A 24,519-nucleotide genomic window follows, 5' to 3' on the forward strand; every position below is an offset into this window, starting at 1 on the left:
ATCTTGCTAGCGCGTGACGAATAGGCTGAAGAGGCAGAGAGGTGCGTGGTGGCAAACTCGTTACTCGACTTCGTCATCGCCCTTGTCCGCGACCCCGACGCCGCTGCCCGCTACGCCGCAAACCCTGCGCAGGCCATCGCCGACGCTCACCTCACGAACGTGACCAGCACGGACGTCAACAACTTGATCCCCGTCGTGTCGGATTCGCTGTCGATGGCCGGGCCGGTCGGTGGCGGTACCGGGGACCACGTCGGTGAGCACGGCAACGTCTGGGCGAGCGGTGCGGCCACCGCTGCGCTCGACGCCTTCACCCCGCACAACCCAGCGGTCGCCGGTTACGAGCATGCTCCGCTCAGTGGTGTCAGCGGCGTGATAAACCATCCCGCCCCCGTCCTTCCCCACGAATCGCCAGTGCACTCGCAGCCGGCGGCGATCGCCCATCACGAGGCATCCTCCCTGATCACAGGCATTGAAGGTGCACAGCCCGGCCTAGATCACGGTGGCTTACCGCTGAGCGATCCCAGCATCTGGGATCACGCGATCATCCATCCGGATGCCCATCAGCACGACCCTCAGCCCGATCACCACGGCTTCGGCATCCACGGCTGAGCTTCGCCGTTATCTATCGGCCCAGTCGTCTCTTGTGGTGGCCCGTGGGGGGCTTGATCTGCAGAAACGCGTCGCTGGGGTCGGTTTTCACGCAGTCTTTGGGGTACCCGAATTTCCCCTAATCCCCTAACGGGGTGGCCCGCACCATCCCGATGGGTACCCCCAAGGCTGGGGGATCTGACCCCGATTTGGGGAAACGGCGAAATCCATACCGTCTATGGCAGAGCGCCGGTCACTTCGGCGGAGAACTTCACAGTTTCGATTGAAGGGATAGAAGAATGACCTCGCTTATCGACTACATCCTGAGCCTTTTCAGCAACGAAGAGGCCGCGCAGTCCTTCGTCGCCGCACCCGGGCAGGCCCTCACCAACGCCGGACTGGTCGACGTCTCCCCCGCGCAGGTCGCCTCGGTGGCCGCCAACGCGGTGCCCGGACTGGCCCTTCCCTCCGACGACCCGATCGCAGGGCTGCAGGAAGCGGTTGCCGCGCAACACGGCTTCGCTCCGGCGTATGACCCGGGCTTCGCTTCCGGGTACGACCCCGGATTTGCGTCTGGGTACGACCCCGGGTTCGCGTCCGGGTATGCCCCGGGTTTCGTTGGACAAGAGGCAGCGCCGGTCCTCGACGAGGCCGGGTACGCGGCGAGCAGTGTGGTCGGAGCGGTGGCGAACGACGCGGCGATGGCAGTCAACGACGTAGGACTGGCCGGCACCGTTGCCAGCGACATCGGGTTCGGATTGGCCAACACGGTCGCCAGCGACGTCGGTTTCGGGTTGGCGAACGGGTTCAACGCCGGTTTCGCCGGACCTGGATTCGTGGGGCCTGGATTCATGGGCCCTGGGTTCGCGGGACCCGGTTTTGCGGGGCCTGGGTTCGGAGGGCCGGGGTTTGCGGGGCCCGGGTTCGGAGGGCTTGGGTTTGCGGGGCCTGGGTTCGGAGGGCTTGGGTTTGCGGGGCCTGGGTTCGGAGGGCTTGGGTTTGCGGGGCCTGGGTTCGGAGGACCCGGTCTGGCCATGCCGTTTACCGGTCCGGGATTTGCTCCGGGCCTGGCCTTTGAGCCCACCGGGGGTTTCGGCACCGGAGTGGGACTGGGCGCACAGGCCGGCCTGGGCTTCGGGTTTGGTGTGCAAGCCGGCTTCGGAATCGGCGCGGGCGTGCAGACGGGACTCGGCGTGCAAACGGGTCTCGGCGCGCAGACGGGTCTCGGCTTCGGGCTCGGCGGTCAGGCCCAGCTCGGCGGCGGTTTCGGTGTCATCGGCGGTGCCGGGCTTGGTGGCGGTGCCGGTCTTGGTCTTGGTGGTAGCGCCGGGCTTGGTGGTGGCGCCGGGTTAGGGCTCGGTGGCGGCTTGACCGGCCAGGCCGGCTTCGGCGTTGGGGGTCAGGCCGGTCTTGGGCTCGGCGGCGGTCTCGGTGGTGGCGCTGGATTGGGTCTTGGTGGTGGTTTTGGTGGCCAGGCCGGTTTGGGTCTGGGTGGCCAAGCGGGACTTGGTCTTGGCGGTGGAATCGGCGGCGAGGCAGGTTTGGGCGGTCACGTCGGCGCGGGGGTAGGCGCCGGTGTCGGTCTCGGCGGTCAGGCAGGGCTTGGTCTCGGCGGTGGAATCGGCGGCGAGGCGGGTCTGGGCGGTCAGGTTGGCGGCGGCTTCGGCGCCGGGGCAGGCGGTGAGTTCGGCGGCGGTCTCGGTGGTGTTGTCGGTGGTGGTGGTCAGGTTGGTGGCGGCGTTGGTGCTGGTCTCGGTGGAGGGCTTGGCGCTGGCGGTCAGGTCGGTGCCGGTGTGGGTGGTGAGTTCGGCGGCGGTCTTGGTGGTGCTGTTGGTGCTGGTGGTCAGGTCGGTGGCGGTCTTGGCGGTGGCCTCGGTGGTGGGCTGGGTGCTGGTGGCCAGGTTGGCGGCGGCTTTGGTGGCGCGGTTGGTGCTGGTGCTCAAGCTGGTGGTGGTGTCGGTGGTGGGCTTAGTGCCGGTGGCCAGGTCGGCGGCGGTGTCGGTGGTGGGCTTGGTGCCGGTGGCCAGGTCGGTGGTGGTCTTGGCGGCGGCTTTGGTGGCGCGGTTGGTGCTGGTGCTCAAGCTGGTGGTGGTGTCGGTGGTGGGTTGGGTGCTGGTGGCCAGGTTGGCGGCGGTGTCGGTGGTGGGCTTGGTGCCGGTGGCCAGGTCGGTGGTGGTCTTGGCGGCGGCTTTGGTGGCGCGGTTGGTGCTGGTGCTCAAGCTGGCGGTGGTGTCGGTGGTGGGCTGGGTGCCGGTGGCCAGGTCGGTGGCGGTCTTGGCGGCGGTGCCCAGGTCGGTGGCCGTCTTGGCGGCGGCCTCGGTGCTGGTGGCCAGGTCGGCGCTGGGGTCCAAGCGGGTGGCGCTATCGGCGGCGCTGCCCAGGCCGGTGGCGGCATCGGGGGCGTTATCGGTGCCGGGGGTCAGGCCGGCGGCGCTATCGGTGCTGGCGCTCAGGCTGGCGGGGCCCTAGGTGGTGGCCTCGGTGCCGGTGGTCAGCTCGGAGGCGGGCTCGGTGCTGGCGGTCAGTTCGGAGGCGGGCTGGGTGCCGGTGCTCAAGCGGGTGGCGCACTCGGTGGCGGATTAGGCGGCCAGGCCGCAGTCGGAGCTGGTGGTCACGCCGCTGTTGCGAGCCAAGCGGGCCTTGCGAGCCAAGCAGGTCTTGCGAGCCAAGCGGGATTTGCGAGCCAGGCCGGTCTTGCGGGCCAAGCGGGTCTTGCGAGCCAAGCAGGTCTCGCCGGCCAGGCGGGACTTGCCAGCCAAGCCGCTCTCGGCGGACAAGCCGCCGCGGGTAGCCAGGCCGGACTGATTGCCAGCGAAGGCGCGGCGCTCAACGGCGCCGGCACTGCTCACGTGGCGGGTCCGCTGGGCGGGGTCGGTGTGGGCGGTCAGGCCGGCGCCGCGGGGGGAGCGGGTCTCGGCATCGGCGGCGGCGGCAACACCCCGTTCGCTGGTCACCCGAGTCCACAACCGGCCACTGTCTCCGGTGCTGCCGGCGCAGGCGCCGGCGCACAGGCCGGACCGGGCGGTGTCGCAGCCGGCGGAGCCGGCGGCGGAACGATCAACGCCGGAACAGGCGGGCCCGGCGGCGTGCCGACGGGTCCGGGCATCCACGCCGGAGCCGGAGCCGGAGCTGGGGCCGGGGGGCACGGCGACATCCTCGGACAGGAGGGCACGGTGCTCGGCGGCGGAGGTGCGGGCGCCGGCGCCGGCGTCGGAACCGGCCCGGGCGGGGTCACACCGGGAAGCCAGGGGCCAACCGTTCCCACCAGCCACGGCCCAGCCGTCCAGACGCCCGGCGGCGGCACCGGTGCCGGGACACCCCCTGTCGGCGGCAGCCACGGCCCGGTCATTCAGTCGCCCGGCGGCACGACGGGCCAGCCGGACGTGAGCCACGGCGGTGGAACTCCACCGGTGATCCACGCGCCGGCGCCGACGCAGCACACACCGGCACCGCACGTGGACACGCCGACACCGAGTCACTCGCCGGCGCCGGTCGAACAGCACGCTCCGGTGTACACGCCGCAGCAGCACGAGCCCGTGCAGCAGCCGACTCACCAAACGCCGCAAAGCCCGTCGGTGTTCGGCCACGAGCCGCCCGCGACGCACGCGCCCGCGCACGTCGACCCGCCGGCTTCCCACGGCCCGGTCCTCGGCCACCACTGACGCTGATCGGCATCCGCGGAGCGACCGACCGGCGGGGACCTTCATGGTCCCCGCCGGTTTGTCCGCATACCGTGATCTCAAAGCACACGATCGAGAGAGGAGGGCATCACCGTGACCCAGGCCGATGACCCGCGCCGGGTCGGTGTGATCGTTGAACTGATCGATCACACGATCGCCCTCGCCGAGCTTCACCAACGCAATGATCTGGTGCAACGGCTGCGGCGTGCCCGCGATCGGATCGCCGATCCGCAAATCCGCGTGGTGATTGCCGGACAGCTCAAGCAAGGCAAGAGCCAATTGCTCAACTCGTTGCTGAACCTGCCGGTGGCGCGGGTCGGCGACGACGAAGCCACCGTGGTGATCACCATCGTCAGCTACAGCGTGCAACCGTGGGCGAGGCTCGTCGTCAAGGCCGGTCCGAACGGTGAAACCGCCACTGTCGACATCCCCGTCGACGACGTCAACTTCGATGTGCGTCGGTCGCCGCAGGCCGCCGGGCGTGAAGTGCTGCGGCTGGAGATCGGTGCGCCCAGCCCGCTGCTTCAGGGCGGTTTGGTCTTCGTCGACAGTCCCGGGGTGGGTGGACACGGCCAGCCTCACCTGTCGGCGACCCTCGGGCTGCTACCCGACGCCGACGCGATGCTGATGGTCAGCGACGCCAGCCAGGAGTTCACCGACCCGGAAATGTGGTTCCTGCGCAAGGCGTACCAGATCTGCCCGGTCGGGGCGGTGGTGGCGACCAAGACCGACCTGTATCCGCACTGGCGAGAGGTCGTCAATGCCAACGCCATCCACCTGCAGCGCGCGGGCGTTCCGCTGCCGATCATTCCGGTCTCCTCGCTGCTGCGCAGCCACGCCGTGAGCCTCAACGACAAAGAGCTCAACGACGAATCCAACTTCCCGGTGATTGTGAAGTTCCTCAGCGAACGGGTGTTGACCCGTGAGAACGACCGGGTGCGTGACGAGGTTCTAGCTGAGATACGTTCGGCGACAGAGCAATTGACGATGGCTATCAGTTCGGAGCTGGCGTCGGTCAACGACCCAGCACTGCGTGAACGTCTCGCCGACGACCTAGCCCGGCGCAAGAAGGAAGCCCAGGACGCAATCGAGCAGACCGCACTGTGGCAACAGGTGCTCAACGACGGATTCACCGACATGAGCAACGACGTCGACCATGACCTGCGGGCCCGGTTCCGTGCCGTCACCGACAACATCGAGCTGCAGATCGACTCCTGCGATCCAACCCTGCACTGGGCCGAAATCGGCCACGAGGCAGAAGATGCGATCGCCACCGCGGTCGGCGACAACTTCGTGTGGGCATACCAGCGCGCTGAAGTGCTGGCCCTCGAAGTCGCGCGCTCCTTCGCGGACGCCGGACTGGATTCGGTGATGTCGCCCGAGCTGACCTCGCGCCTGATGGGCGGTAACTTCGGTGCGCTCAAGGCCCTGGCGGAGCTGGAATCCAAGCCGCAGGGCAAGGGGCAGAAGGCGCTGTCCGGATTGCGCGGCTCCTACGGCGGCGTGGTGATGATCGGCATGTTGTCCTCGGTGGCCGGACTGGGGTTGTTCAACCCGGTCTCGGTGGGGGCCGGGCTGTTGCTGGGCCGGATGGCGTACAAGGAGGAAAAGCACAACCGGCTGTTGCGGGCACGCGCCGAGGCCAAAGCGAACTTGCGCCGCTTCGTCGACGAAGTGTCGTTCGTGGTCGGTAAGGAGTCCCGGGACCGGCTCAAGACCATCCATCGCACACTGCGCGACCACTACCGTGACATTGCCATCGAACTCAGCCGATCGCTCAACGAGTCGCTGCAGGCCATCGTCACCGCCGCACACATGGAAGACGTCGAGCGCGACACCCGGGCACGTGAGCTGGACCGTCAGTTGAACATCCTCAATCAGGTCGCCGACAACCTGGACAAGTTGGGAGCCCCGGAGACGGTGGGACAAGCGTGACCACCAGCGCCCGGGTACGCGCGATTCTGGGCGGAACCATCCAGGCCTATCGGGGCGAGCCGGCATACCGCCAGCGGCCCGACGTCTTCTACGAGCTGGACCGAATCGGCGCAAGGCTGAACGAGCCCATCCGCATCGCCCTCGCCGGCACCCTCAAGGCAGGCAAGTCCACCTTGGTCAACGCCCTGGTCGGCGATGATATCGCGCCGACGGACGCGACCGAGGCCACCAGGATCATCACGTGGTTTCGGCATGGGCCGACTCCGAAGGTCACCGCCATTCACCGTGGCGGACGGCGCAGCAACGTGCCGATCACCCACCGCGACGGGTTGAGCTTCGATCTGCGCAATTGCGATCCCGCCGACGTGATGCACCTGGACGTCGAATGGCCGGCCGAAGAACTGACCCAGGCCACGATCATCGACACTCCCGGTACGTCGTCGCTGACGCGAGAGGCGTCCGAGCGCACCCTGCAGTTGTTGGTTCCGCCCGACGGGGTGCCGAGGGTGGATGCGGTGGTGTTTTTGCTGCGCACCCTCAACGCGGCCGATATCGCGCTGCTCAAGCAAATCGGCGGGCTGGTGGGCGGATCGGCCGGGGCGCTCGGCATTATCGGCGTGGCCTCGCGGGCCGACGAGATCGGCGCCGGCCGCATCGATGCGATGCTGTCGGCCAACGACGTGGCCAAGCGGTTCACCAGCGAACTGACCCAAACCGGCATCTGTCAGGCGGTGGTGCCGGTTTCCGGGTTGCTTGCCATGACCGCGCGCACCTTGCGGCAGGGGGAATTCGTGGCGTTACAGAAGCTGGCCGGATCGGAAGCGACGGAACTCAACAAGGCGCTGTTGAGCGCGGATCGATTCGTGCGGCCGGACAGCCCGTTGCCTATCGACGCGGCCATCCGCGCGCAACTGCTGGAACGATTCGGCATGTTCGGTATCCGGATCTCGATTGCGATGCTGGCCGCGGGAGTGACCACCGCCGCCGGGCTGGCCGCCGAACTGTTGGAACGCAGCGGGTTGGTGGCGCTGCGCAATGTCATCGACCAGCAATTCGCGCAGCGTTCCGACATGCTGAAGGCGCATACCGCACTGGTGTCGTTGCGCAGGTTCGTGGAGGCGCACCCGGTGCTGGCCACTCCGTACGTCATCGCCGACATCGACCCGCTGCTGGCCGACACCCACGCCTTCGAGGAGCTTCGGCTGCTCAGCCTATTGCCAACGCGCACAATGACTTTGAGTGACGAAGACATCGTGGCGCTGCGCCGGATCATCGGCGGCTCGGGCACCGATCCGGCCAGCAGGCTGGGCCTGGACCCCCAGGAGTGCGCGGCCAACCCGCAGGAGGCCCCGCGGGCGGCGTTCGCCGCGGCGCAATACTGGCGCCGGCGCGCCGACCATCCGCTCAACGATCCGTTCACCAGCAGGGCGTGCCGCGCCGCGGTGCGTAGCGCCGAGGCGATGATCGCCGAGTTCTCCGCTCGGCGCTGACGGTCTGGTCGCGGTGCTCAGACCACGCTTGGCTCAGCCCCAGAGGGTTAGCGGCCAGACGATTAGCGGCCCGGCGCGTTCGGATTCACCGGGAAGAGAGGTTGCCGGGTCGGCGGCTGCCTGGTGGGTCCGGGGCGGGTGGTGGTCGGAGCTGTGGTGGTCGGCGGATTGGTAGTGGTCGGCTGGGTGGTCGTCGGTTGAGTGGTCGTCGGCTGAGTTGTCGTTGTGGTGCTCGAACTCGTTGTCTCTGAGGTCGACTGCGTGGTCGAGGTGGTGCTGGGTTCTTCGGTGGTTGTCGGGGTGACGGTTACCTCCGTCGTCACGACGACGGGCGGCGGTGTGATCACCGCCTGCGTGGGACTACCGTCCGGCCCCGTAGTGCTAGTGGTGATGGGCGGCGGCTGCGACGTGGTGACGACCGGCTTGGTATTGGTGCTCTGGCCCATGGTCAACGCCAGCACCACGGCGACCAGGATGGCCGCCGCCGCGCCGGCCAGGCTCAGCAGAATGGCCAGCCGCCGGTACCAAACCGGAACGTCGGTGTCCTCGGGTTCCGACTCTGGCCGGGCAGCCGGCGCATAGTCCGGGGCGGGTGCGGGCTCGTTCGGGCTGGTGTAGTCGGCGGGCCCGGTGTAGGGGACCGGCTCGCCGCCGGTGCCCGAGTCCTCGGACCAGGCCAGCGCGCGGTCGGTGCTTTGTCGGGTCTCGTCGGGGAAGGCTTCGGTAGGCACCGCGCTGGTAGGTTCGCCGGACGGCACCGCGGGCGCCGCCACGGTGGCCGGCGCGACTGCACCCACGACGCTGGTCGGTGCTCCGGCGGCGGGGGCCATGCCGGTGGCTGCTCCCGCCGACGTCTGCTCCTGCCCGAGCGCCGCGGCACCGATCGCCGCGCTGAAAAGCGGCTCCGGGGTAGTGAATACGGGCACCCGCAGACCGTCGGAGAGCCGGGTGGTGATCAGCGGGATGCTGGCGCCTCCACCGACCGCCCCCACGGCTTCGAGGCGGGTAACTCCGTTGCGCTGCAGCACATCTGCGATCGCAGCGACGAAGCGATCCAGCGGCGTGGCGATGAGTTGCTCGAACTCGCTGCGGGTCAGCTGCCGATCGCCGCCGGGGGTTCCGGTCGCGACGCTGGCCACCGTGGTCGCCGAGAGTTGTTCCTTGGCGGCGCGGCAGCCGCCCAGCATGCGCGTCACCGAACCCATCGACGTCGCGGTGTTGGAGACGCTTGAGTCGTCGACGCCAGGGGAGACGGTCAGCAGGTGATTGAGGATGAGTTGGTCGATGTCGTCGCCGGAGAACTCGCTGTAGCGGACCGTGCTGCCGACCTGCCGGAATTCGGGACCCGCGTCGGCCAGGGTGATGCTGGTACCGCCGGCGCCGAAGTCGCACAGCGCGATCACGCCGCTGGTGGGAAAACCGGGCCTGGCCCTCAGCGTGGCCAGGGCGGCGGCGGCGTCGGAGATCAGGGTCGGGGTCCCGCCCTTGACGGCAAGGTCGGGTTGGGCGAACAATTCCTGGCGCAGCGCGGCGACCTGGGTTTCCGACCAGTAGGCGGGGAAGGCGATGGTGAGCGGCGCTCCGTAACCGACGATGCGCGCCATCGCCTCGAGCGCCTCGATGGTCAGCGCCTGGCCCAAATATTTGGTGCCGTCGGCGGCCACCAGCGGTGACGGGTCGCCGACCCGCTCGACAAACCCGCGTAACACCAGCCCGGACTCGTTGAGGTTCGGGTTCTCCGCGGGCAGACCGACCTCCGATGGCCGGTGGTCGAACAGGGTAAGGACCGGTGTGCGGGCCACCGGGACGCTACCGCCGCGGGCCGCGACCAGGTTGGCAACCCCGATCGACAAACCGAGCGACTCGCTCATATCCACACCCCTGTGTCTCTCTTTTTGCTGGCGGTCGGCGGCCGTCCCCCACCATAGCCGCCGCCGATCGGGCGAGGACGGGTCACAGGCCGGGCGGCAAGTTGATGACGGTTGGTATCGACGGCAGCTTGATCTGCGACGGCAGACGGGGGATCAGGCCGGGCGCAGGGGAGTTGGCGGGCGTCGTTGTCTGCGAGCCCGACGTGGTGGTCGGCGACGTCGTCTCGGTGGCGGGCGTCGTCGTGCTGGTCGTCGTCGTCGTGGTCGTGGGCTGAGTCGTGGTGGTGGACGCCGGTGCCGTGGTGGTCGTCGTCGAGGTCACTGACGCCGGACTGGGGCGGCCTCGGGATAACAGCACGATGCCGTAGATGATCAGCCCGATCAGCACCGCGATCAGCACTCCCCACCCCACCAGGGCGAGCGGCTTGCGCCAGCCGGGGGTCGGCTCGGTTGTCGGGTCGTGCCCGTGCCCGCCGCCGTAGCCGTGGTTGCCGTACCCGGCCGGGTCGTGGGGGCCGAGTTGCGGCGGGTCGTACCTTGTCACGGCCGCTGATGCTAGCCGTTACGCGTTACCCCCAGACGCAGCCACGCGGGCCCGTTGCCGATCGGTGACCTGCGTCAGGGCAGGTGCGGCACCGTGATTGTCGGCCCGCCGGGAATGGTGATCGTCGACGGGATGGGGGGTAGATGCGGGGCGCGGTGCGTCGGTTGCTGGGTGGGCTGCGGACCGGGTGGCTGGCTGCGCGGCGGGTTGGCCGGTGGCGGTTCGCTGGCCGAGCTGCTCTCGGTGCTGGGCGACTCGGTGGTGGTCGTGGTCGTGCTGGTGGTTTCCGTGGTGGTCGTGGTGGTGGTCGACGTGGACGTGCTGCTCGGGGCGGGGCTGGTGCCGCCCCCGCTGCCGAACAGTTGCAGCACGCCGTACGCGATCAGTCCCAGCAGGATCAACACCAGTAGCGCCCAGCCGATCAGCGCCGCGGGCTTGCGGTACCACGGTCGCGTGCCGGCGACGGCGTCGGGATCGTCAGGGTCCAACGGGCCGAACTGGTCCGGTGGCGGGCCTTCCACAGTCGGCTGATACATCAGGGACGGATCGTCCTGCGGGTAGGCGCCAGACGGCGGCGGACCCTCCACCGTGGGCTGGTTCATCACCGACGGGCTCGGTGGCTGGTATGGACCGGGCGGCGGTCCCTGCACCGTCGGCTGATGCTGCAGCGGTGTGCCCGGGGGCGGACCGTACGGGGGGCCGCCGGGGGGCGGGCCCTGAGGGGGTGGCCCCTGCGGTGGCGGGCCCTGCTGCGTCGGGCCCTGGGGAGTCGGGCCCGGATAAGGCGGCCCCTGCGGAGGTGGCCCCTGCGGAGGCGGACCTTGCTGAGTCGGGCCCTGGTGAGTCGGGCCCTGGTGAGTCGGGCCCTGGTGGGGCGGACCTTGTGGCGGCTGTGAACCGTAACCGCCGTATTGGGTCGGCTGCTCGTTGAAGTCGTCTGGTGGGCCGTAGCGTGCCACCGTTCGATCGTATAGGTCGCGGGGACCGTCGGCGCAGAACGTGTCGACCTTGGCGATGTGGAAAATAGTGACGTTGGGCAATCCCGTGCGTGTACGGCTGGGGAACGGCGATCCTGTGCATGACTGAAGCAAGCGTCAGCAAGAGGTTGTGGCGCACCTGCGCCGCGGCCGTCGTCGCGCTCTCAGCCACGGGATGCAGCGTCGTGGATTCGTTGACAGGACAAGTGTCGAATCCCCTGACGCCCGCACAGTCCAGAGCTCAGGTGGTGGACGCGGCCCAAGAGATCGTCCATGCGCTGGGTATTCAGGTCGTCAAATCATACTTCTGGCGCGCCTCCTGCAACGATGACGGTGATCCCCCTTTCCGGGGTCGAGCCAACATCACGTATCCGCTCGCGCCGAGTTTCGAGCAGTCCGATGCCGAGGTCGCCCATATGGTCGAACATCTCCAAACCCTTGGCTGGACTGGCGATTCCGGGTTCCACAGTCACTCCCCGGCGGTGAAGAAGGACAACGTGGTCGTTGTGTTCGACGTGCAGGCCGTCAGCGACCGCGTCAGAGGAATCGATCTGTACGGCGAGTGCCGGGACACCACAACGACCAAGGACACCAAAGGTTCGGACGAATTCCTTACCTACAGCTAGGTCCCCTGTTGACCGAGGCCCGAAAGTTTCTTGCGCGCAGCATATTTCGATCTGATCAACCAGTCAGAACGTATCGACCTTTTCGATGCTGACGAACATGCCGTGGTGGGTGTCGTTGTTCTCGAAACGCGTGCCGTCCTTGGTGGCAACGATGGTCCAGCCCTGCGCGTCGTAGGTCTTGTAGTCGATCTGGACGGTCGGAATGGCGCCGAGGTTGCCCAGAATCCACTGCACCTTGCCGGCAGAGGTGATGTGCACGCCGTTGGTGTGCTCGCCGTCCTGCATCGGGGAGTTGGTGAACGGCGCCTCGCAGCCCACGCTGTCCTTATTGATCTGGCAGCGCGTCACACCGGTCTTGGTTTCGATGAAGACGTACCCGTTGTCGTCCGGCTTGAGCGGGATCGCCCCGGGGGCCGGGTTGGGGGTGGGTCCGGGGTTGGTGGGCGGGAGTGCCACAGGTGTCGAGGTTCCCGCCGGCGGCGGGATGATGCTGGGCCGGGGAGTCGGAAACGCGGGTTCGGCGGGTCCGACGGTCCCGTGCCCGCCCGGCGCGGCGATCGGTCTGCCGTCCACGGTGGTACTGCATCCGGCAAGAAGCACCGCGACGGCCAGCAGGCCGACTCGTGCCTTCGGCAACAACCGCACGCGCACTCCCCGGAATCTCAGATATCAGGAAGCCAGCGTAAGCGCGCGGGCATGCAAGTTGGTGCAGTGACGCGCGTTTGGAACGGCGCCGTAGGCAAAGTGTGACCAGTGCCCCGGCTACTCCGGTGGCAGCCCGGCCGCCGCGGCCCGCACCCGGTTGCGCACCAGGAACCAGCCGCCGATCAGCGCCGGGATGCCGACCGCCATCGCGGCCAGCATCCATTTGCCGTAGGTCTGGTCGAACATCATCAGCACCAGCACCGCCGCCAGGAACACCAGGGTGGCCCAACCGGTGTACGGCGACAACGGCATCCGGAAATTGGGGCGTTCCAGTTCACCGGCCTTGGCCAGCTGGTGGAACCGAAGCTGGCAGGCGACGATGGTCGCCCACGCCACGATGACGCCCGTCGCCGCGATGTGCAGCACGATTTCGAAGGCGTGCTTCGGGGTGACGGCGTTGAGCGCGATGCCGAACAGGCCGATCCCCGCGGTCAGCAGGATGCCGCCGAACGGCACCCCGTTCTTGGACATCACGGCGGTGAACTTGGGGCCGCTGCCGTTGATCGCCATCGACCGCAGGATCCGCCCGGTGGAATACAGGCCGGCGTTCAGGCTCGACAACGCGGCGGTGAGCACCACGAGGTTCATAAGGTCGTCGCCCCAGGAAATGCCGAGCTTGTTGAAGAACGTGACGAACGGACTCTCGCCGGACTTGTAGGTGCTGTAGGGCAGCAGCAGCGCCAGCAGGACCGTCGACCCGATGTAGAAGACCGCGATACGGAACACCACCGAGTTGATCGCGCGCGGCATCATCTTCTCCGGATCCTCGGCCTCCCCGGCGGCGATGCCCACCAATTCGACTGCGGCGTAAGCGAATACCACCCCCGCGGTGACTAGGACCAGGGACAGCAGGCCGGTCGGCAGCAGGCCGCCGTGGTTGGTCCACAGCGCCAGCCCGGTGTCGTGCCCGTCGATCTTGAACCGGCCGGCCAGAAACACCGTGCCGACGACCAGGAACGTCACCAGCGCCAGCACCTTGATCAACGCGGCCCAGAACTCGAGCTCGCCGAACAGCTTGACCGAGATCAGATTCATCGAGAGCACCGCGACCAGGGCGATCAAGGCGAGCAGCCATTGGGGGACAACCTGGAACGCATGCCAGTAGCGGCAGTACTGCGCAATCGCGGTGGTATCCACGATTCCGGTCATCGCCCAGTTCAGGAAATACATCCACCCGGCCGCGTAGGCCACTTTCTCACCGAAGAATTCGCGGGCATAGGAGACGAACGACCCCGACGACGGCCGATGCAGCACCAGTTCGCCGAGCGCGCGCAGGATCAGGAAGACGAAGACGCCGCAGATGCCGAACACGATGAACAGGCCTGGCCCGGCCTTTGCGAGCCGTTCGCCGGCGCCCAGGAAAAGGCCCGTGCCGATCGCACCGCCCAGCGCGATCATCTGCAACTGCCGGTTTTTGAGGGCCTTGTGATAACCCTCGTCTTCGCGGCCGAGTGTGCTTTCCGACGGTGTCATCCAGTTCCTTGTCGCCGTAGCTAGCGGGGGACGCCGCGAGACTGGGAGTCAGGCTATCCCACCGCCGCCCTTCGGGCCGCTCACCGGCCGGAATCGGAGCCGATAATGGCTGCGTGGAGCACGGTGTGCGGCCCGGCGAGGTACGCAATCTCGGGCCGGTCGCCGGAACGGGCGCATCGGGTGGAATACCAGGTATCGGTGCTGCGGACCTCGGCGAGGTGGTGCGGCTCCCGAACGGTTCGCAGGTGGCCGTTTTCGGCGATTGCTTCGGCGGCGACCGAGTGGGCGCCGGCCCGCACTACCCGTCGACGGCGGTGCCGGTGACATTCGACGAGGGGGGCCGGCCTGTGTTCGGTGCGCCGCTGACCGGCCCCAGGGGAAGCCGCAATCCGCTGTTCGTGCCCCCGCGCCGGGCGCGGGGGTTCAACACCCTGCCGGCGGGAGCCGTCGACCTCGCCGATCGGACCTACCTGCTGGTGGTCGGCACTCATGCGCTGAGACCAGCTGGTGGTTCCTGGCTGGTGAAGGTCACCGACGATCCCTCCAGCGGCTGGAGACCGGTCCGCGGGTCGTGGCGCCCCGGCGACTACGCCGGCGGCGGACAATCACAGATCAGCGGCTACCGGGCCGAGGACGGCTACGTCTACATCGTCGCCGACTCGTTCGATCGCACCCGGCCGGTCACCCTTTACCGCACCGAACCCGCTCGATTCACCAACCGTTCCGCCTGGCAACCGTATGTCCGGTTCGCGGACGGCGGCCTCGGTTGGGGTACGCCCAGGCAGGCGGCCGTCGGCCTCAGTGCCACCAACTTCGGTGAACTGAGCTTCCGGCAGGTCGACGGCGCCGCGGTGCTGGCCGGGTTCAACGTCCGCAGCGGTCCCGACGGTGCGGTGGAGATCTGGGTGGCCGACCACCCCACCGAGATTTTCCGGCGCGGCCGCAGGACCGTGCTCATGCAGCAGAGCGACCCGCACGGCCCGAACTTCGTGCCGCAGAACTACGGCGGGTACATCCTGCCCGGTTCAAGTCTGGATCGAATGAAAATCTTTGCCAGTCAATGGAATACGCTGACCGACGAACGCGGGGTGCCGCTGGGCGCGCCGTACAACACGCAGCTGGTCGTCGCCAACGTGCGCCGCTTCAGGAGTTCACCGCTGTGAGTGCGCGGGCGGCGGGCCCGAACATGGTGTGCTTGATGGCGCCCAGTGTGCCGCGGTCCTTGTGCCCCAGCGGTCGCAGCAGCTCGGTGGCCGCAGCGGTCACCTCGTCCGCACCGGCGGCGGCGTCCACGATCCCGATTTCTGCGGCGTCGGTACCGCCGAACCGCCGCCCGGTGGTCATCGAGGCGACGGCTGCGCCCGGGGTGAGTTTGGCCTGGATGATCGCGGCCATGCCGGGGGTGAAGGGGATCCTGATGTCGACCTCGGGGAAGCAGAAGTAACCGCGGTCGGCACGCATTACCCGAAAGTCGTGTGCCAGGGCCAACATTGCCCCCGCGCCGAAAGCATGGCCCACGATCGCGGCGCATGTCGGTATCGGCAACGTCAGGATCCGCGCAAGCAGGGTTTGGACCCGGCCGACGTACCACTGGGTCTGCTCACCGTGCGCGCCGAGCCAGTCCAGGTCCAGCCCGTTGGTGTAGAACTTACCGGTCGCCGTGGTGACCAGGCCCTGCGCGTCGCCGGCTTCGATGTCGTCGAGACGGGCGTTGATGTCGTCGAGAAACTCTGGTGAGAAACGGTTTTCGTCGTCACCGAGGTCGAGGACGGCGATCTTCTCGTCGTAGTCGACGGTGATGGTCATGGTTGTCTCCTGTTGCGGGGTGGTGGGCCGACGTCGAGCACGGCGTGCACGGCCGCGCGCAGATGCGCGCGGGCTGTCTTGCTGTTCAACCGATTACGGCTGAGCAGGATCGCGGTGGGAAGGTCGACTATGCATTCGGTGATGGTGTCGACCGCCTCGGCGTCCTTGCGGTCCCATAGCCTGACGGCGAGGCGGATCATCAGGTCAATCAGCTGGCCCTCGAGTTCTTCGATCGCACTGAGGGTTTCACCGGGCAGATCTATGTCCACCAAATCGGCGCGGGGCAGGGTCAACAGAAGACGGCCGGAGTTCGGATGGTGACTGACGAATTCCGCGGGCGCGTCCGCGGCGGCCAGCGCGGCCTTGACGCCGGCGTCTTGGGCGCGCGTCGACAGTGCGTCATCCACCAAGGCGGTTTGTGCGTCCCGGAATCGGCGGGCCGCCCGCAGCCATGCCTGCGCCAGCATCCGGCCCGCGACCCGAAGCTGTGGTACAGCGCGCCGTTGGAGACACCGACCGTCGTGCTGATCGCGCGGATGGTCACCGCTGCTGGGCCGGGGCTGACAGCCAGTGCCGCCACGGCATCGAGAACCCGATCGAGCTCATGGACGCGGGGTTGAGCTGCGCTGCGACGAATCACTGCGCTGGCGACGCTGGCGGGCGAGCGCCAAATTGGCGCTGCCCACCATCAGGCAGATCCCGGCCGGAACGATCAGCGCATACCCGTCGAACTTCGCCCCCGCCACCAAGCCGCCCACCGCACCGGTGATGAACAGCAACAGCGTCGCGGCCAGGACCGCAGCCTTCCACTTGTCGAATCCGTGCTGGCGGCTGCGGCCGAGCATCAACCCCAGGTCGGTGACCGTGCCGGTGAAGTGCGTGGTGCGGACGGCCATCTCGCGGAAGCTCGAGGTCAACCCGTTCTGCATGCCCAGCGCGGCTGCCGCGAAGAGTGCTTGCACCGCGGTTTCCTCGATCCCGAACAGAGCGATCTGGGTCTTGTCCGCGGTCACGCCCGCCGCGGCAGCAAGCAGGAGTACCGCCTCAAGGGTCAGCACCGTGGCGTGGCGAGTTCCCAGTGGCGTTCGGGGGGACACCAGCACGGACCCGGAAATGGCCGCTCCGATGAGGAATCCGAGCAGGATCGCCCCGAGCACATGGCTCTCGTAACGCCACGGATGGGCGGTGTCCATGCCGATCTGGGTTGTGACGCCGGTCAGGTTCCCTACCGGAACCGCCAACGTCAAAATGGCCACCGCATTTACCCAGCCCGCGGTCAGCGCCAGGACGGCGCTGTAGACGAGAATGCGCGCCGGCGCCGACAAGCCACGCATGCCGCGATCCCGCAGCCCCATGCCAACCCCACTCTCGGCGTTCGAGTTCGCCGACCCCGCAGCTATCTAAACAGCAGTCCAGCGGGTAATTCCGTGCTTCTGGTCGTCTTCATAGAGACGCACGAGCAGCTCCGCCGGCATCGGAGTGGCTGCGCACTGCCCGCGCAGGCTCGGCGATCGCCGACGCGGCGGCAGAGTTGGCCGGCGGGTGGCGTTCTTCAGCCGCCGCCAGGATTGTTGAAGAATGACCAAACGCATCCTGCATGTCGTCAGCAATGTCGCCCACTACGCGGATCCCGCCGAGCCGACCGGTCTGTGGCTCTCCGAGTTGACCCACGCCTACCACGTCTTCGCCGACGCAGGCTACGAGCAGAAGATCGCCAGCCCGAAGGGCGGCCGATCACCGCTCGAGCCGCGTTCGCTGAAGTTTCCGTACTACGACAAGACCGCGAAAGCGTGGCGCGCCGACGACGCCAGGATGGAACTGTTGGCCAACACCGCCTCTGCCGAGCAGATCGACTCGTCGGACTTCGATGCGATCTACTTCACCGGCGGCCACGCAGTGATGTTTGACTTCCCCGACAGCGAAGGTCTGCAGCGCATCACCCGGGAGATCTTCGAGCGCGGCGGAGTGGTGTCGTCGGTGTGTCACGGCTACTGCGGCCTGCTCAACACCAAACTGTCGGACGGATCGCTGCTGGTCGCCGGCCGCAAACTGACCGGGTTCGCCTGGGTGGAGGAAATCCTGGCCCGGGTCACCAAGTTGGTGCCCTACAACGCCGAAGAGGAAATGAAGAAGCGCGGCGCGCGGTATGAAAAGGGGCTGGTCCCCTTCCTGTCCCACGTCGTCGTCGACGGAAAACTGGTGACGGGACAAAACCCTCGCTCCGCCAAGGCGACGGCCAAGAAGGTCGTCTCCGTACTGCAGGGCTGAGCTGCAGGTAAGGGATGATGCGTGACCCGGGGAACAAACCCCGCCACGCTGCCGTTAGCATGATCGACAAGTTGAGTGCATCGGACTCAAGTCTCGGTTGACAGCCAAGCGTCGCCGGAGCAGGCTTGAGCGGGGTTCACTCAGCATAGTGCAGTAAACGAAGCTCAAGATATTCAGGAGGAATCACCATGGCTCGTGCGGTCGGCATCGACCTCGGGACCACCAACTCCGTCGTCGCGGTTCTGGAAGGTGGCGAACCAGTAGTCGTCGCCAACTCCGAGGGCTCGCGCACGACGCCATCCGTCGTCGCGTTCGCGCGTAACGGCGAAGTGCTGGTTGGCCAGCCCGCCAAGAACCAGGCGGTCACCAACGTCGACCGCACCATCCGCTCGGTCAAGCGGCACATGGGCACCGACTGGTCGGTGGATATCGACGGAAAGCACTACACCGCGCCCGAGATCAGCGCGCGGGTGCTGCAGAAACTGAAGCGGGACGCCGAGGCGTACCTGGGCGAGGACATCGCCGACGCGGTGATCACCGTTCCCGCCTACTTCAACGACGCCCAGCGTCAGGCCACCAAGGACGCCGGCCAGATCGCCGGCCTCAACGTGCTGCGCATCGTCAACGAACCGACCGCGGCCGCGCTGGCCTACGGCCTGGACAAGGGCGAGAAGGAACAGACCATCCTGGTCTTCGACCTTGGCGGCGGCACCTTCGACGTCTCGTTGCTCGAGATCGGCGAAGGCGTGGTCGAGGTGCGGGCCACCAGCGGTGACAACCACCTCGGTGGCGACGACTGGGACCAGCGCGTCGTGGACTGGCTGGTGGAGAAGTTCAAGGGCACCAGCGGCATCGACCTGACCAAAGACAAGATGGCGATGCAGCGGCTGCGTGAAGCCGCCGAGAAGGCCAAGATCGAACTTTCGAGCTCGCAGAGCACCTCGATCAACCTGCCCTACATCACCGTCGACGCCGACAAGAACCCGCTGTTCCTCGACGAGCAGCTGACCCGCGCGGAGTTCCAGCGCATCACTCAGGACCTGCTGGACCGCACCCGCAAGCCGTTCCAGTCGGTCATCGCCGACGCCGGCATCTCGGTCGGCGACATCGACCACGTGGTGCTGGTCGGCGGCTCGACCCGGATGCCCGCCGTCACCGATCTGGTCAAGGAGATGACCGGCGGCAAGGAGCCCAACAAGGGCGTCAACCCCGACGAGGTTGTCGCGGTGGGTGCCGCGCTGCAGGCCGGTGTGCTCAAGGGCGAGGTGAAAGACGTTCTGCTGCTTGACGTTACCCCGCTGAGCCTGGGTATCGAGACCAAGGGCGGCGTGATGACCAAGCTGATCGAGCGCAACACCACGATCCCGACCAAGCGGTCGGAGACCTTCACCACGGCCGACGACAACCAGCCGTCGGTGCAGATCCAGGTCTATCAGGGTGAGCGCGAGATGGCCTCGGCCAACAAGCTGCTCGGCAGCTTCGAGCTGACCGGAATCGCCCCGGCTCCGCGTGGTGTGCCCCAGATCGAGGTCACCTTCGACATCGACGCCAACGGCATCGTGCACGTCACGGCCAAGGACAAGGGCACCGGCAAGGAGAACACGATCCGCATCCAGGAGGGCTCCGGCATCTCCAAGGAAGAGATCGACCGGATGATCAAGGAAGCCGAAGCGCACGCGGACGAAGACCGCAAGCGTCGCGAGGAAGCCGACGTTCGCAACCAGGCCGAGACGCTGGTCTACCAGACGGAGAAGTTCGTCAAGGAGCAGCGTGAGGCCGAGGGCGGCTCCAAGGTCCCCGAGGAGACCTTGAGCAAGGTGGAATCCGCTGTGGCAGAAGCCAAGACGGCTCTGGGCGGCGACGACATCGGCGCGATCAAATCGGCGATGGAGAAGCTGGGCCAGGAGTCCCAGGCGCTCGGCCAGGCGATCTACGAGGCCGCTCAGGCCGAGGGTGCCGCGGCAGGCGGCGGCCAGCCCGGTGGTGGTTTCGACCAGGCCGGCTCGGCCGACGATGTCGTGGACGCGGAGGTGGTCGACGACGACCGGGAGTCCAAGTGACCGCGCGCCGCGACGATGCAGAGCGAAGCGATGAGGAGGAGCGGCGCCAATGACCGACGGGAATCAGCAACAGGAACCGGTGACGGTCACCGACAAACGGCGGATCGACCCCGAGACTGGTGAAGTGCGGCACGACCTTCCCGGCGCTGGTTCAGCGTCGGGAGGGCCGTTCGCCGGCGAATCGCCGGAAGAGGCCGGCAAGGCCGCCGAACTGCTCGGCGACCTACAGCGGGTGCAAGCCGACTTCGCCAACTATCGCAAGCGGGCGCTGCGCGACCAGCAGGTCGCGGCCGACCGGGCCAAGGCTAACGTGGTCAGCCAATTGCTGGGCGTGCTCGACGATCTCGAGCGGGCACGCAAGCACGGCGACCTGGAGTCGGGGCCGATGAAATCGGTCGCGGACAAGCTGACGAACGTGCTGACCGGGCTCGGGCTGACGGCATTCGGTGTCGAGGGCGAGGATTTCGACCCCGCCCTGCACGAGGCCGTGCAGCACGAAGGCGACGGCGGCCCGGGCTCCAAGCCGGTGATCGGCACCGTCATGCGGCAGGGCTACCAGCTCGGCGAGCAGGTGCTGCGGCACGCGATGGTCGGAGTGGTCGACACGGTCGCCGGCGAGACCGGCGAAACCGGGCCGGGCGACACGAGTGATAACGCCGACGACTCCGGTGACTAGGACACACAATCAACGAGAGAGCTAAGGAGGTGACGCGATATGGCCCAGCGTGAATGGGTCGAGAAGGACTTCTACAAGGAGCTCGGCGTCTCCTCTGATGCCAGCGCCAAAGAGATCAAGACGGCGTACCGCAAGCTGGCTTCCGATCTGCATCCGGATAAGAACCCCGCCGGAGCCGACCGGTTCAAGGCAGTGTCCGAGGCGTACAGCGTCTTGTCTGATGAGGCCAAGCGCAAGGAGTACGACGAGACCCGCCGGCTGTTCGCCGGCGGTGGTTTCGGTGGCGGCCGCCGCTTCGACACGGGCGGCTTCGGCGGTTTCGGCGGTGGCGGCGACGGTGCCGAGTTCAACCTCAACGACTTGTTCGAGGCGGCTGGGCGGTCCGGCGGCGCCAACATCGGCGACCTGTTCGGCGGCTTGTTCGGGCGCGGCGGTAGTCAGCGTCCCAGCCGGCCGCGCCGCGGCAACGACTTGGAGACCGAGACGGAATTGGATTTCGTCGAGGCCGCTAAAGGCGTCGCGATGCCGCTGCGGCTGACCAGCCCGGCTCCGTGCACCAACTGTCACGGCAGCGGCGCACGCCCGGGCACCAGCCCCAAGGTATGCCCCAACTGCAACGGCGCCGGCGTGATCAACCGCAACCAGGGCGCGTTCGGTTTCTCCGAACCCTGCACCGAGTGCCGTGGCAGCGGCTCGATCATCGAGCACCCCTGCGAGGAGTGCAAAGGCACCGGCGTCACCACCCGCACCCGCACCATCAACGTGCGGATCCCGCCGGGGGTGGAGGACGGACAGCGGATCAGGCTGGCCGGCCAGGGCGAGGCCGGGTTGCGGGGGGCCCCGTCGGGAGATCTGTACGTGACCGTGCACGTGCGTCCGGACAAGGTGTTCGGCCGCGACGGCGACGACCTCACCGTGACCGTGCCCGTCAGCTTCACCGAATTGGCTTTGGGCTCAACGCTTTCGGTGCCCACGCTGGACGGCAAGGTCGGAGTCCGGGTGCCCAAAGGCACCGCCGACGGCCGCATCCTGCGGGTGCGCGGACGTGGGGTGCCCAAGCGCAGCGGCGGTGCCGGCGACCTGCTGGTCACCGTCAAGGTGGCGGTGCCCCCGAACGTGGAAGGTGCCGCCCAGGAGGCGCTGGAAGCCTACGCCGAGGCCGAGCGGGCCAGCGGGTTCGACCCGCGGGCAGGTTGGGCGGGTAACCGCTGATGGCTCCGATGTCCAACAACAACGAGGAATCGCGGACGTTCCTGATCTCGGTGGCCGCCGAGCTGGCCGGTATGCATGCGCAGACGCTGCGCACCTACGACCGGCTCGGCCTGGTCCGCCCGCAGCGCACCCCCGGCGGTGGGCGCCGGTATTCCGAGCATGACGTCAACTTGCTGCGTGAGGTGCAGCGACTGTCGCAGGACGAAGGCGTGAACCTGGCCGGCATCAAACGCATCATCGAGCTGACCAATCACGTCGAGGCGCTGCAGTCCCGGCTCAAGGAGATGTCGGAGGAGCTGGCCAGGCTGCGGGCCGGTCAGCGCCGCGAACTTGCGGTGGTGCCGAAGAACACCGCCCTGGTCGTCTGGCAACCGCGCCGATAATCCGGCCGGCGCCATCCGTGTCAGACGCGGATGGAGAAGACCGCTTCGGCCGGCTCGCCCGGACGGGCGCAGCGGTAGCCGGAGCGGCGCAGTGCGTCGGTCGGGGCGGCCATCGGCTCGAAGCACACCACGTCCTCACCCGGCGGCGCGAAGATCTGCGCCGCCGGGTAGCCGCGGTCGAAACACACTTCCAGTCGACGATCCCCGCCGCGCACCGCGAACACCGACCCCTCGGCAACCTGATCGTAGGCGTCGTCGAAACTGTTGTCGCCCAACCGTTCTGAGCGGGCGGTCTGCTCAGTGGTGCGGCCGGTCGGCAGGCCGTGCTGGTCAAGAGACAGGTGCCGCAGCGCCGGTGTCTCGATGACCCAGTCTGCGCGCTCGGTACCCGGCAGCTGAAGGTAGGGGTGATACCCGAAGCACAGCGGCACGGCGCGCTCCGCCGTCGCCGTCACGGTGGTGCACACCGTCAGGGTCCGCTGCGCGAGCCTGACGTTCACGGTCAGCAGGTGCGGGAAGGGAAAGCTGGCCAGCAGCCGCGGATCGGCACCGAAATCCACTTCGGCGGTCAGTTCATTCTCCGATTCGGCTGTCACGCGCCAGCCCGGGTACGCGGCCAGTACGCCGTGAATGGGCAGTCCGGCGGGGTCGGTCCGCACCCCGTTGGCGCCGGGCGTCAGCGTCACCGTCACGTTCTCGGCAGTAAAAGTGTTGCCGCCCAAGCGATTTGCCCACGGATACAGGATGGGGATGCCCATCGTCTTGCCCGCGCTCAGGTAGGCGTCTAGGCCGCGTCGCTGGCCGAGCAGTTCGACCCCGGCATCCTGCAGTGACGTGCCGATCATGCCGGCCTCGGGCACGAACTGCGCCGTGACCGGCGGGTCGCTCACGGTGATGACGCGCACCGGGCCAGCCTAGCCTTCAGCGCGACAACGGATCGTGCTGAATGCGTTCCGGGGGGGCGCCTTTGGCCATCAGGGCGGCCTTGGTCGCCTGCACCATCGCCGGTCCGCCGCAGATCAGGATCTGCCGGTCACCCCAGCTGCCGTACCGGGCGACGACGTCGGGCAGCCGTCCGGTTTGGCGCACGTGCAGTCCGCGGGGCGGGGACACGTCGGGGTAGTCGGCGGCCCAGGACGGGTCGCTGTTGTACTCCGATACCGGCGACACCGACAGCCAGGGGTTGTGTGCCGCGATCTGCCACAGGGTCCGCAGGTCGTAGAGCTCGCACGGGTAACGCGCGCCGAAGAACAGGTGCACCCGCGGATTCTCGGCGAAGCGACTGAGATCCATGATCAGGGCTCGCAGCGGCGCCAGGCCGGTGCTGCCGGCGACCATCAGCACGTCGTCGCCGTCGCGGTCGACGTGGAAGCCGCCGTGTGGACTCGACAACCGCCACCGGTCGCCGGGCCGCGTTTCGGTGACGACGGCGTTGCTGACCAGTCCGCCCGGCACCACCCGCACGTGGAACTCGATGCCGCGCGGGTCGGCGGGGATTGCGGGGGACAGGTAGCGCCAGCGGCGGGGGCACTGCGGGACATGCACGTTGACGTACTGCCCGGGGTGATAGTCCAGGGGGCGGTCCAGGCGCAGCCGGACCACCGCGAGATCGCGCGACACCCGGGTGTGCTCGACGACGGTGCCGTCCCACCAGGCGGGCGAGTCGTCGGAATCCGCCGCCCCGCTCATCACCCCGACGAACAGGTTCAGCGACTGCTCGGCCGCCGCGGCAACGGCATCGGTCCAGGCGCCGGCCAGGTGAGCGCGCAGTGTTGCGTACAGTGCCCGGCGCAGCGTCTGGTAGTGCGCCGGCCGCACCCCGTATTTGCGGTGGTCGCGACCCAGCTGCGCCAGGAAGGCCACCGGCTGCTCGGCGCGCTGATCGACCAGCTCGCCGTAGAGCCAATGCATCGCGTGCGCGAAAGCGGCTCGCTGGCTGTGCATTTCGGGTGGGAACAGGTCGCGCACCGAGGTGTCGATGGCGAACCAGTGGGTGTAGAAGCGGTGCACCAGTTCTTGGTCCTCGGGGCCGAAGGCGTCGCGCAGCACCTGCAACGCATGCCGATCCTCGAGGCTCACGGACGCCGATTCTAGGCCGGGCCGCTGGGCCGCGGGCGCGCGCCGACAGCGGAGAGCCAGGTCGGGGGCAGGCCCCGGCGAACCGGCGGAAGTTGAGCGGAATAGACTCAACCTTGACGCGGTTCTACAACGCGACAAGATTTTAT

24 protein-coding genes and 1 pseudogene are annotated in these 24,519 nt (G+C 67.9%); 12 read left to right on the forward strand and 13 right to left on the reverse strand.

All coding sequences use genetic code 11. The annotated features are described in order from the left end of the window. Nucleotides 1-48: 48 nt before the first annotated feature. Entirely contained in the window at nt 49-609 is a 561-nt protein-coding gene (locus MKCMC460_RS04520; protein ID WP_236980440.1) for an Rv0340 family IniB-related protein, read from the forward strand. Between the two features lie 278 nt (nt 610-887). Continuing rightward, nucleotides 888-1,028, forward strand: a pseudogene (locus MKCMC460_RS04525) (IniB N-terminal domain-containing protein); the annotation flags it as partial. Nucleotides 1,029-1,937: 909 nt separating this feature from the next. On the opposite strand, the gene MKCMC460_RS04530 reads toward MKCMC460_RS04525, so the two are convergent. Together MKCMC460_RS04530 and MKCMC460_RS04540 are read right to left on the reverse strand one after the other, a co-directional pair. After that, nucleotides 1,938-2,939, reverse strand: coding sequence for a hypothetical protein (locus tag MKCMC460_RS04530; RefSeq protein WP_236984667.1), 1,002 nt, complete (start codon nt 2,937-2,939; stop codon nt 1,938-1,940). Nucleotides 2,940-3,167: 228 nt separating this feature from the next. Continuing rightward, nucleotides 3,168-3,365 carry a hypothetical protein gene (locus tag MKCMC460_RS04540; protein ID WP_238306060.1) on the reverse strand — a complete coding sequence of 66 codons (198 nt, stop codon included), beginning with the start codon at nt 3,363-3,365 and terminating at the stop codon, nt 3,168-3,170. Nucleotides 3,366-3,437: 72 nt separating this feature from the next. Here MKCMC460_RS04540 and MKCMC460_RS04545 point away from each other — a divergent pair, with 72 nt between their 5' ends. The 3 genes from MKCMC460_RS04545 (at nt 3,438) to iniC (ending at nt 7,693) form a co-directional block, all read left to right on the forward strand. Next, complete coding sequence (locus tag MKCMC460_RS04545) at nt 3,438-4,250, forward strand: hypothetical protein (protein ID WP_238306062.1); 813 nt, start codon at nt 3,438-3,440, stop codon at nt 4,248-4,250. Nucleotides 4,251-4,361: 111 nt separating this feature from the next. Next, nucleotides 4,362-6,203, forward strand: coding sequence for a dynamin family protein (locus MKCMC460_RS04550; protein WP_236980457.1), 1,842 nt, complete (start codon nt 4,362-4,364; stop codon nt 6,201-6,203). After that, nucleotides 6,200-7,693 carry an isoniazid-induced dynamin-like GTPase IniC gene (gene iniC / locus MKCMC460_RS04555; RefSeq protein WP_238305346.1) on the forward strand — a complete coding sequence of 498 codons (1,494 nt, stop codon included), beginning with the start codon at nt 6,200-6,202 and terminating at the stop codon, nt 7,691-7,693. Before MKCMC460_RS04550 ends, iniC begins: the two co-directional genes overlap by 4 nt. Before the next feature lie 62 nt (nt 7,694-7,755). On the opposite strand, the gene MKCMC460_RS04560 is transcribed toward iniC, so the two are convergent. From MKCMC460_RS04560 to MKCMC460_RS04570, 3 genes are all read right to left on the reverse strand, one after another. After that, nucleotides 7,756-9,564, reverse strand: coding sequence for an Hsp70 family protein (locus MKCMC460_RS04560; RefSeq protein ID WP_238305348.1), 1,809 nt, complete (start codon nt 9,562-9,564; stop codon nt 7,756-7,758). An 82-nt stretch (nt 9,565-9,646) separates the two neighbouring features. Continuing rightward, complete coding sequence (locus tag MKCMC460_RS04565; RefSeq protein ID WP_236980469.1) at nt 9,647-10,108, reverse strand: oligopeptide transporter substrate-binding protein; 462 nt, start codon at nt 10,106-10,108, stop codon at nt 9,647-9,649. 74 nt (nt 10,109-10,182) lie between these two features. Next, on the reverse strand, nt 10,183-10,710 hold the full coding sequence (locus MKCMC460_RS04570; RefSeq protein ID WP_236980471.1) for a hypothetical protein: 528 nt from the start codon (nt 10,708-10,710) through the stop codon (nt 10,183-10,185). Between the two features lie 476 nt (nt 10,711-11,186). Between MKCMC460_RS04570 and MKCMC460_RS04575 the strand changes: the two genes are divergently transcribed. Next, nucleotides 11,187-11,711, forward strand: coding sequence for a hypothetical protein (locus MKCMC460_RS04575; protein ID WP_236980474.1), 525 nt, complete (start codon nt 11,187-11,189; stop codon nt 11,709-11,711). Nucleotides 11,712-11,774: 63 nt separating this feature from the next. On the opposite strand, the gene MKCMC460_RS04580 is transcribed toward MKCMC460_RS04575, so the two are convergent. Further along, nucleotides 11,775-12,356, reverse strand: coding sequence for a hypothetical protein (locus MKCMC460_RS04580; RefSeq protein ID WP_370653070.1), 582 nt, complete (start codon nt 12,354-12,356; stop codon nt 11,775-11,777). 117 nt (nt 12,357-12,473) lie between these two features. After that, a complete protein-coding gene (locus MKCMC460_RS04585) occupies nt 12,474-13,889 on the reverse strand; it encodes an amino acid permease (protein ID WP_236980476.1) in 1,416 nt (471 codons plus the stop codon). Nucleotides 13,890-14,002: 113 nt separating this feature from the next. Between MKCMC460_RS04585 and MKCMC460_RS04590 the strand changes: the two genes are divergently transcribed. Then, nucleotides 14,003-15,052 (forward strand): DUF4185 domain-containing protein, encoded by a 1,050-nt coding sequence (locus MKCMC460_RS04590; protein ID WP_238305352.1) that lies wholly within the window; start codon nt 14,003-14,005, stop codon nt 15,050-15,052. On the opposite strand, the gene MKCMC460_RS04595 is transcribed toward MKCMC460_RS04590, so the two are convergent. Genes MKCMC460_RS04595 through MKCMC460_RS04605 form a run of 4 tightly spaced genes read right to left on the reverse strand, consistent with a single transcriptional unit; the run spans nt 15,033 to nt 17,050 of the window. Then, on the reverse strand, nt 15,033-15,695 hold the full coding sequence (locus MKCMC460_RS04595; protein ID WP_238305354.1) for an enoyl-CoA hydratase-related protein: 663 nt from the start codon (nt 15,693-15,695) through the stop codon (nt 15,033-15,035). The two genes, MKCMC460_RS04590 and MKCMC460_RS04595, sit on opposite strands and share 20 nt — an antisense overlap. Continuing rightward, entirely contained in the window at nt 15,692-16,102 is a 411-nt protein-coding gene (locus MKCMC460_RS31680; RefSeq protein WP_309297870.1) for a TetR/AcrR family transcriptional regulator, read from the reverse strand. Before MKCMC460_RS31680 ends, MKCMC460_RS04595 begins: the two co-directional genes overlap by 4 nt. Continuing rightward, complete coding sequence (locus MKCMC460_RS31685) at nt 15,985-16,335, reverse strand: TetR/AcrR family transcriptional regulator (RefSeq protein WP_370653071.1); 351 nt, start codon at nt 16,333-16,335, stop codon at nt 15,985-15,987. The genes MKCMC460_RS31680 and MKCMC460_RS31685 overlap by 118 nt, the downstream gene beginning before the upstream one ends. Beyond that, complete coding sequence (locus MKCMC460_RS04605; protein WP_236980480.1) at nt 16,298-17,050, reverse strand: YoaK family protein; 753 nt, start codon at nt 17,048-17,050, stop codon at nt 16,298-16,300. Before MKCMC460_RS04605 ends, MKCMC460_RS31685 begins: the two co-directional genes overlap by 38 nt. Before the next feature lie 223 nt (nt 17,051-17,273). Between MKCMC460_RS04605 and MKCMC460_RS04610 the strand changes: the two genes are divergently transcribed. From MKCMC460_RS04610 to MKCMC460_RS04630, 5 genes are all read left to right on the forward strand, one after another. Then, nucleotides 17,274-17,963 carry a type 1 glutamine amidotransferase domain-containing protein gene (locus MKCMC460_RS04610; protein ID WP_236980488.1) on the forward strand — a complete coding sequence of 230 codons (690 nt, stop codon included), beginning with the start codon at nt 17,274-17,276 and terminating at the stop codon, nt 17,961-17,963. Nucleotides 17,964-18,151: 188 nt separating this feature from the next. Then, nucleotides 18,152-20,023, forward strand: coding sequence for a molecular chaperone DnaK (dnaK, locus tag MKCMC460_RS04615; protein WP_236980498.1), 1,872 nt, complete (start codon nt 18,152-18,154; stop codon nt 20,021-20,023). A 49-nt stretch (nt 20,024-20,072) separates the two neighbouring features. Next, nucleotides 20,073-20,699: a nucleotide exchange factor GrpE gene (gene grpE / locus MKCMC460_RS04620; protein WP_236980500.1), complete on the forward strand. Its 627-nt coding sequence runs from the start codon at nt 20,073-20,075 to the stop codon at nt 20,697-20,699. Between the two features lie 39 nt (nt 20,700-20,738). Next, nucleotides 20,739-21,911 carry a molecular chaperone DnaJ gene (gene dnaJ, locus MKCMC460_RS04625; RefSeq protein WP_238305355.1) on the forward strand — a complete coding sequence of 391 codons (1,173 nt, stop codon included), beginning with the start codon at nt 20,739-20,741 and terminating at the stop codon, nt 21,909-21,911. Between the two features lie 8 nt (nt 21,912-21,919). After that, a complete protein-coding gene (locus MKCMC460_RS04630) occupies nt 21,920-22,294 on the forward strand; it encodes a heat shock protein transcriptional repressor HspR (RefSeq protein WP_236984626.1) in 375 nt (124 codons plus the stop codon). A gap of 20 nt (nt 22,295-22,314) precedes the next feature. On the opposite strand, the gene MKCMC460_RS04635 is transcribed toward MKCMC460_RS04630, so the two are convergent. Both MKCMC460_RS04635 and MKCMC460_RS04640 read right to left on the reverse strand, forming a co-directional pair. Then, nucleotides 22,315-23,139, reverse strand: a complete 825-nt coding sequence (locus MKCMC460_RS04635; protein ID WP_370653141.1) for an aldose 1-epimerase — start codon at nt 23,137-23,139, stop codon at nt 22,315-22,317. Between the two features lie 76 nt (nt 23,140-23,215). Next, nucleotides 23,216-24,373: an FAD-binding oxidoreductase gene (locus tag MKCMC460_RS04640; RefSeq protein ID WP_238305356.1), complete on the reverse strand. Its 1,158-nt coding sequence runs from the start codon at nt 24,371-24,373 to the stop codon at nt 23,216-23,218. Nucleotides 24,374-24,519 lie beyond the last annotated feature (146 nt).

The organism is Mycobacterium sp. 20KCMC460 (genome assembly GCF_022179425.1).
Classification (GTDB): domain Bacteria; phylum Actinomycetota; class Actinomycetes; order Mycobacteriales; family Mycobacteriaceae; genus Mycobacterium; species Mycobacterium kiyosense.

Bases quoted from the DNA above. Each gene is read 5' to 3' on its own strand.
- MKCMC460_RS04560 (WP_238305348.1), bottom strand. From the start codon at position 9,564: ATGAGCGAGTCGCTCGGTTTGTCGATCGGGGTTGCCAACCTGGTCGCG.
- MKCMC460_RS04570 (WP_236980471.1), bottom strand. From the start codon at position 10,710: ATGAACCAGCCCACGGTGGAGGGTCCGCCGCCGTCTGGCGCCTACCCG.
- MKCMC460_RS04575 (WP_236980474.1), top strand. From the start codon at position 11,187: ATGACTGAAGCAAGCGTCAGCAAGAGGTTGTGGCGCACCTGCGCCGCG.
- MKCMC460_RS04585 (WP_236980476.1), bottom strand. From the start codon at position 13,889: ATGACACCGTCGGAAAGCACACTCGGCCGCGAAGACGAGGGTTATCAC.
- MKCMC460_RS04595 (WP_238305354.1), bottom strand. From the start codon at position 15,695: ATGACCATCACCGTCGACTACGACGAGAAGATCGCCGTCCTCGACCTC.
- MKCMC460_RS04605 (WP_236980480.1), bottom strand. From the start codon at position 17,050: ATGGGGCTGCGGGATCGCGGCATGCGTGGCTTGTCGGCGCCGGCGCGC.
- MKCMC460_RS04610 (WP_236980488.1), top strand. From the start codon at position 17,274: ATGACCAAACGCATCCTGCATGTCGTCAGCAATGTCGCCCACTACGCG.
- dnaK (WP_236980498.1), top strand. From the start codon at position 18,152: ATGGCTCGTGCGGTCGGCATCGACCTCGGGACCACCAACTCCGTCGTC.
- grpE (WP_236980500.1), top strand. From the start codon at position 20,073: ATGACCGACGGGAATCAGCAACAGGAACCGGTGACGGTCACCGACAAA.
- dnaJ (WP_238305355.1), top strand. From the start codon at position 20,739: ATGGCCCAGCGTGAATGGGTCGAGAAGGACTTCTACAAGGAGCTCGGC.
- MKCMC460_RS04630 (WP_236984626.1), top strand. From the start codon at position 21,920: ATGTCCAACAACAACGAGGAATCGCGGACGTTCCTGATCTCGGTGGCC.
- MKCMC460_RS04635 (WP_370653141.1), bottom strand. From the start codon at position 23,139: ATGATCGGCACGTCACTGCAGGATGCCGGGGTCGAACTGCTCGGCCAG.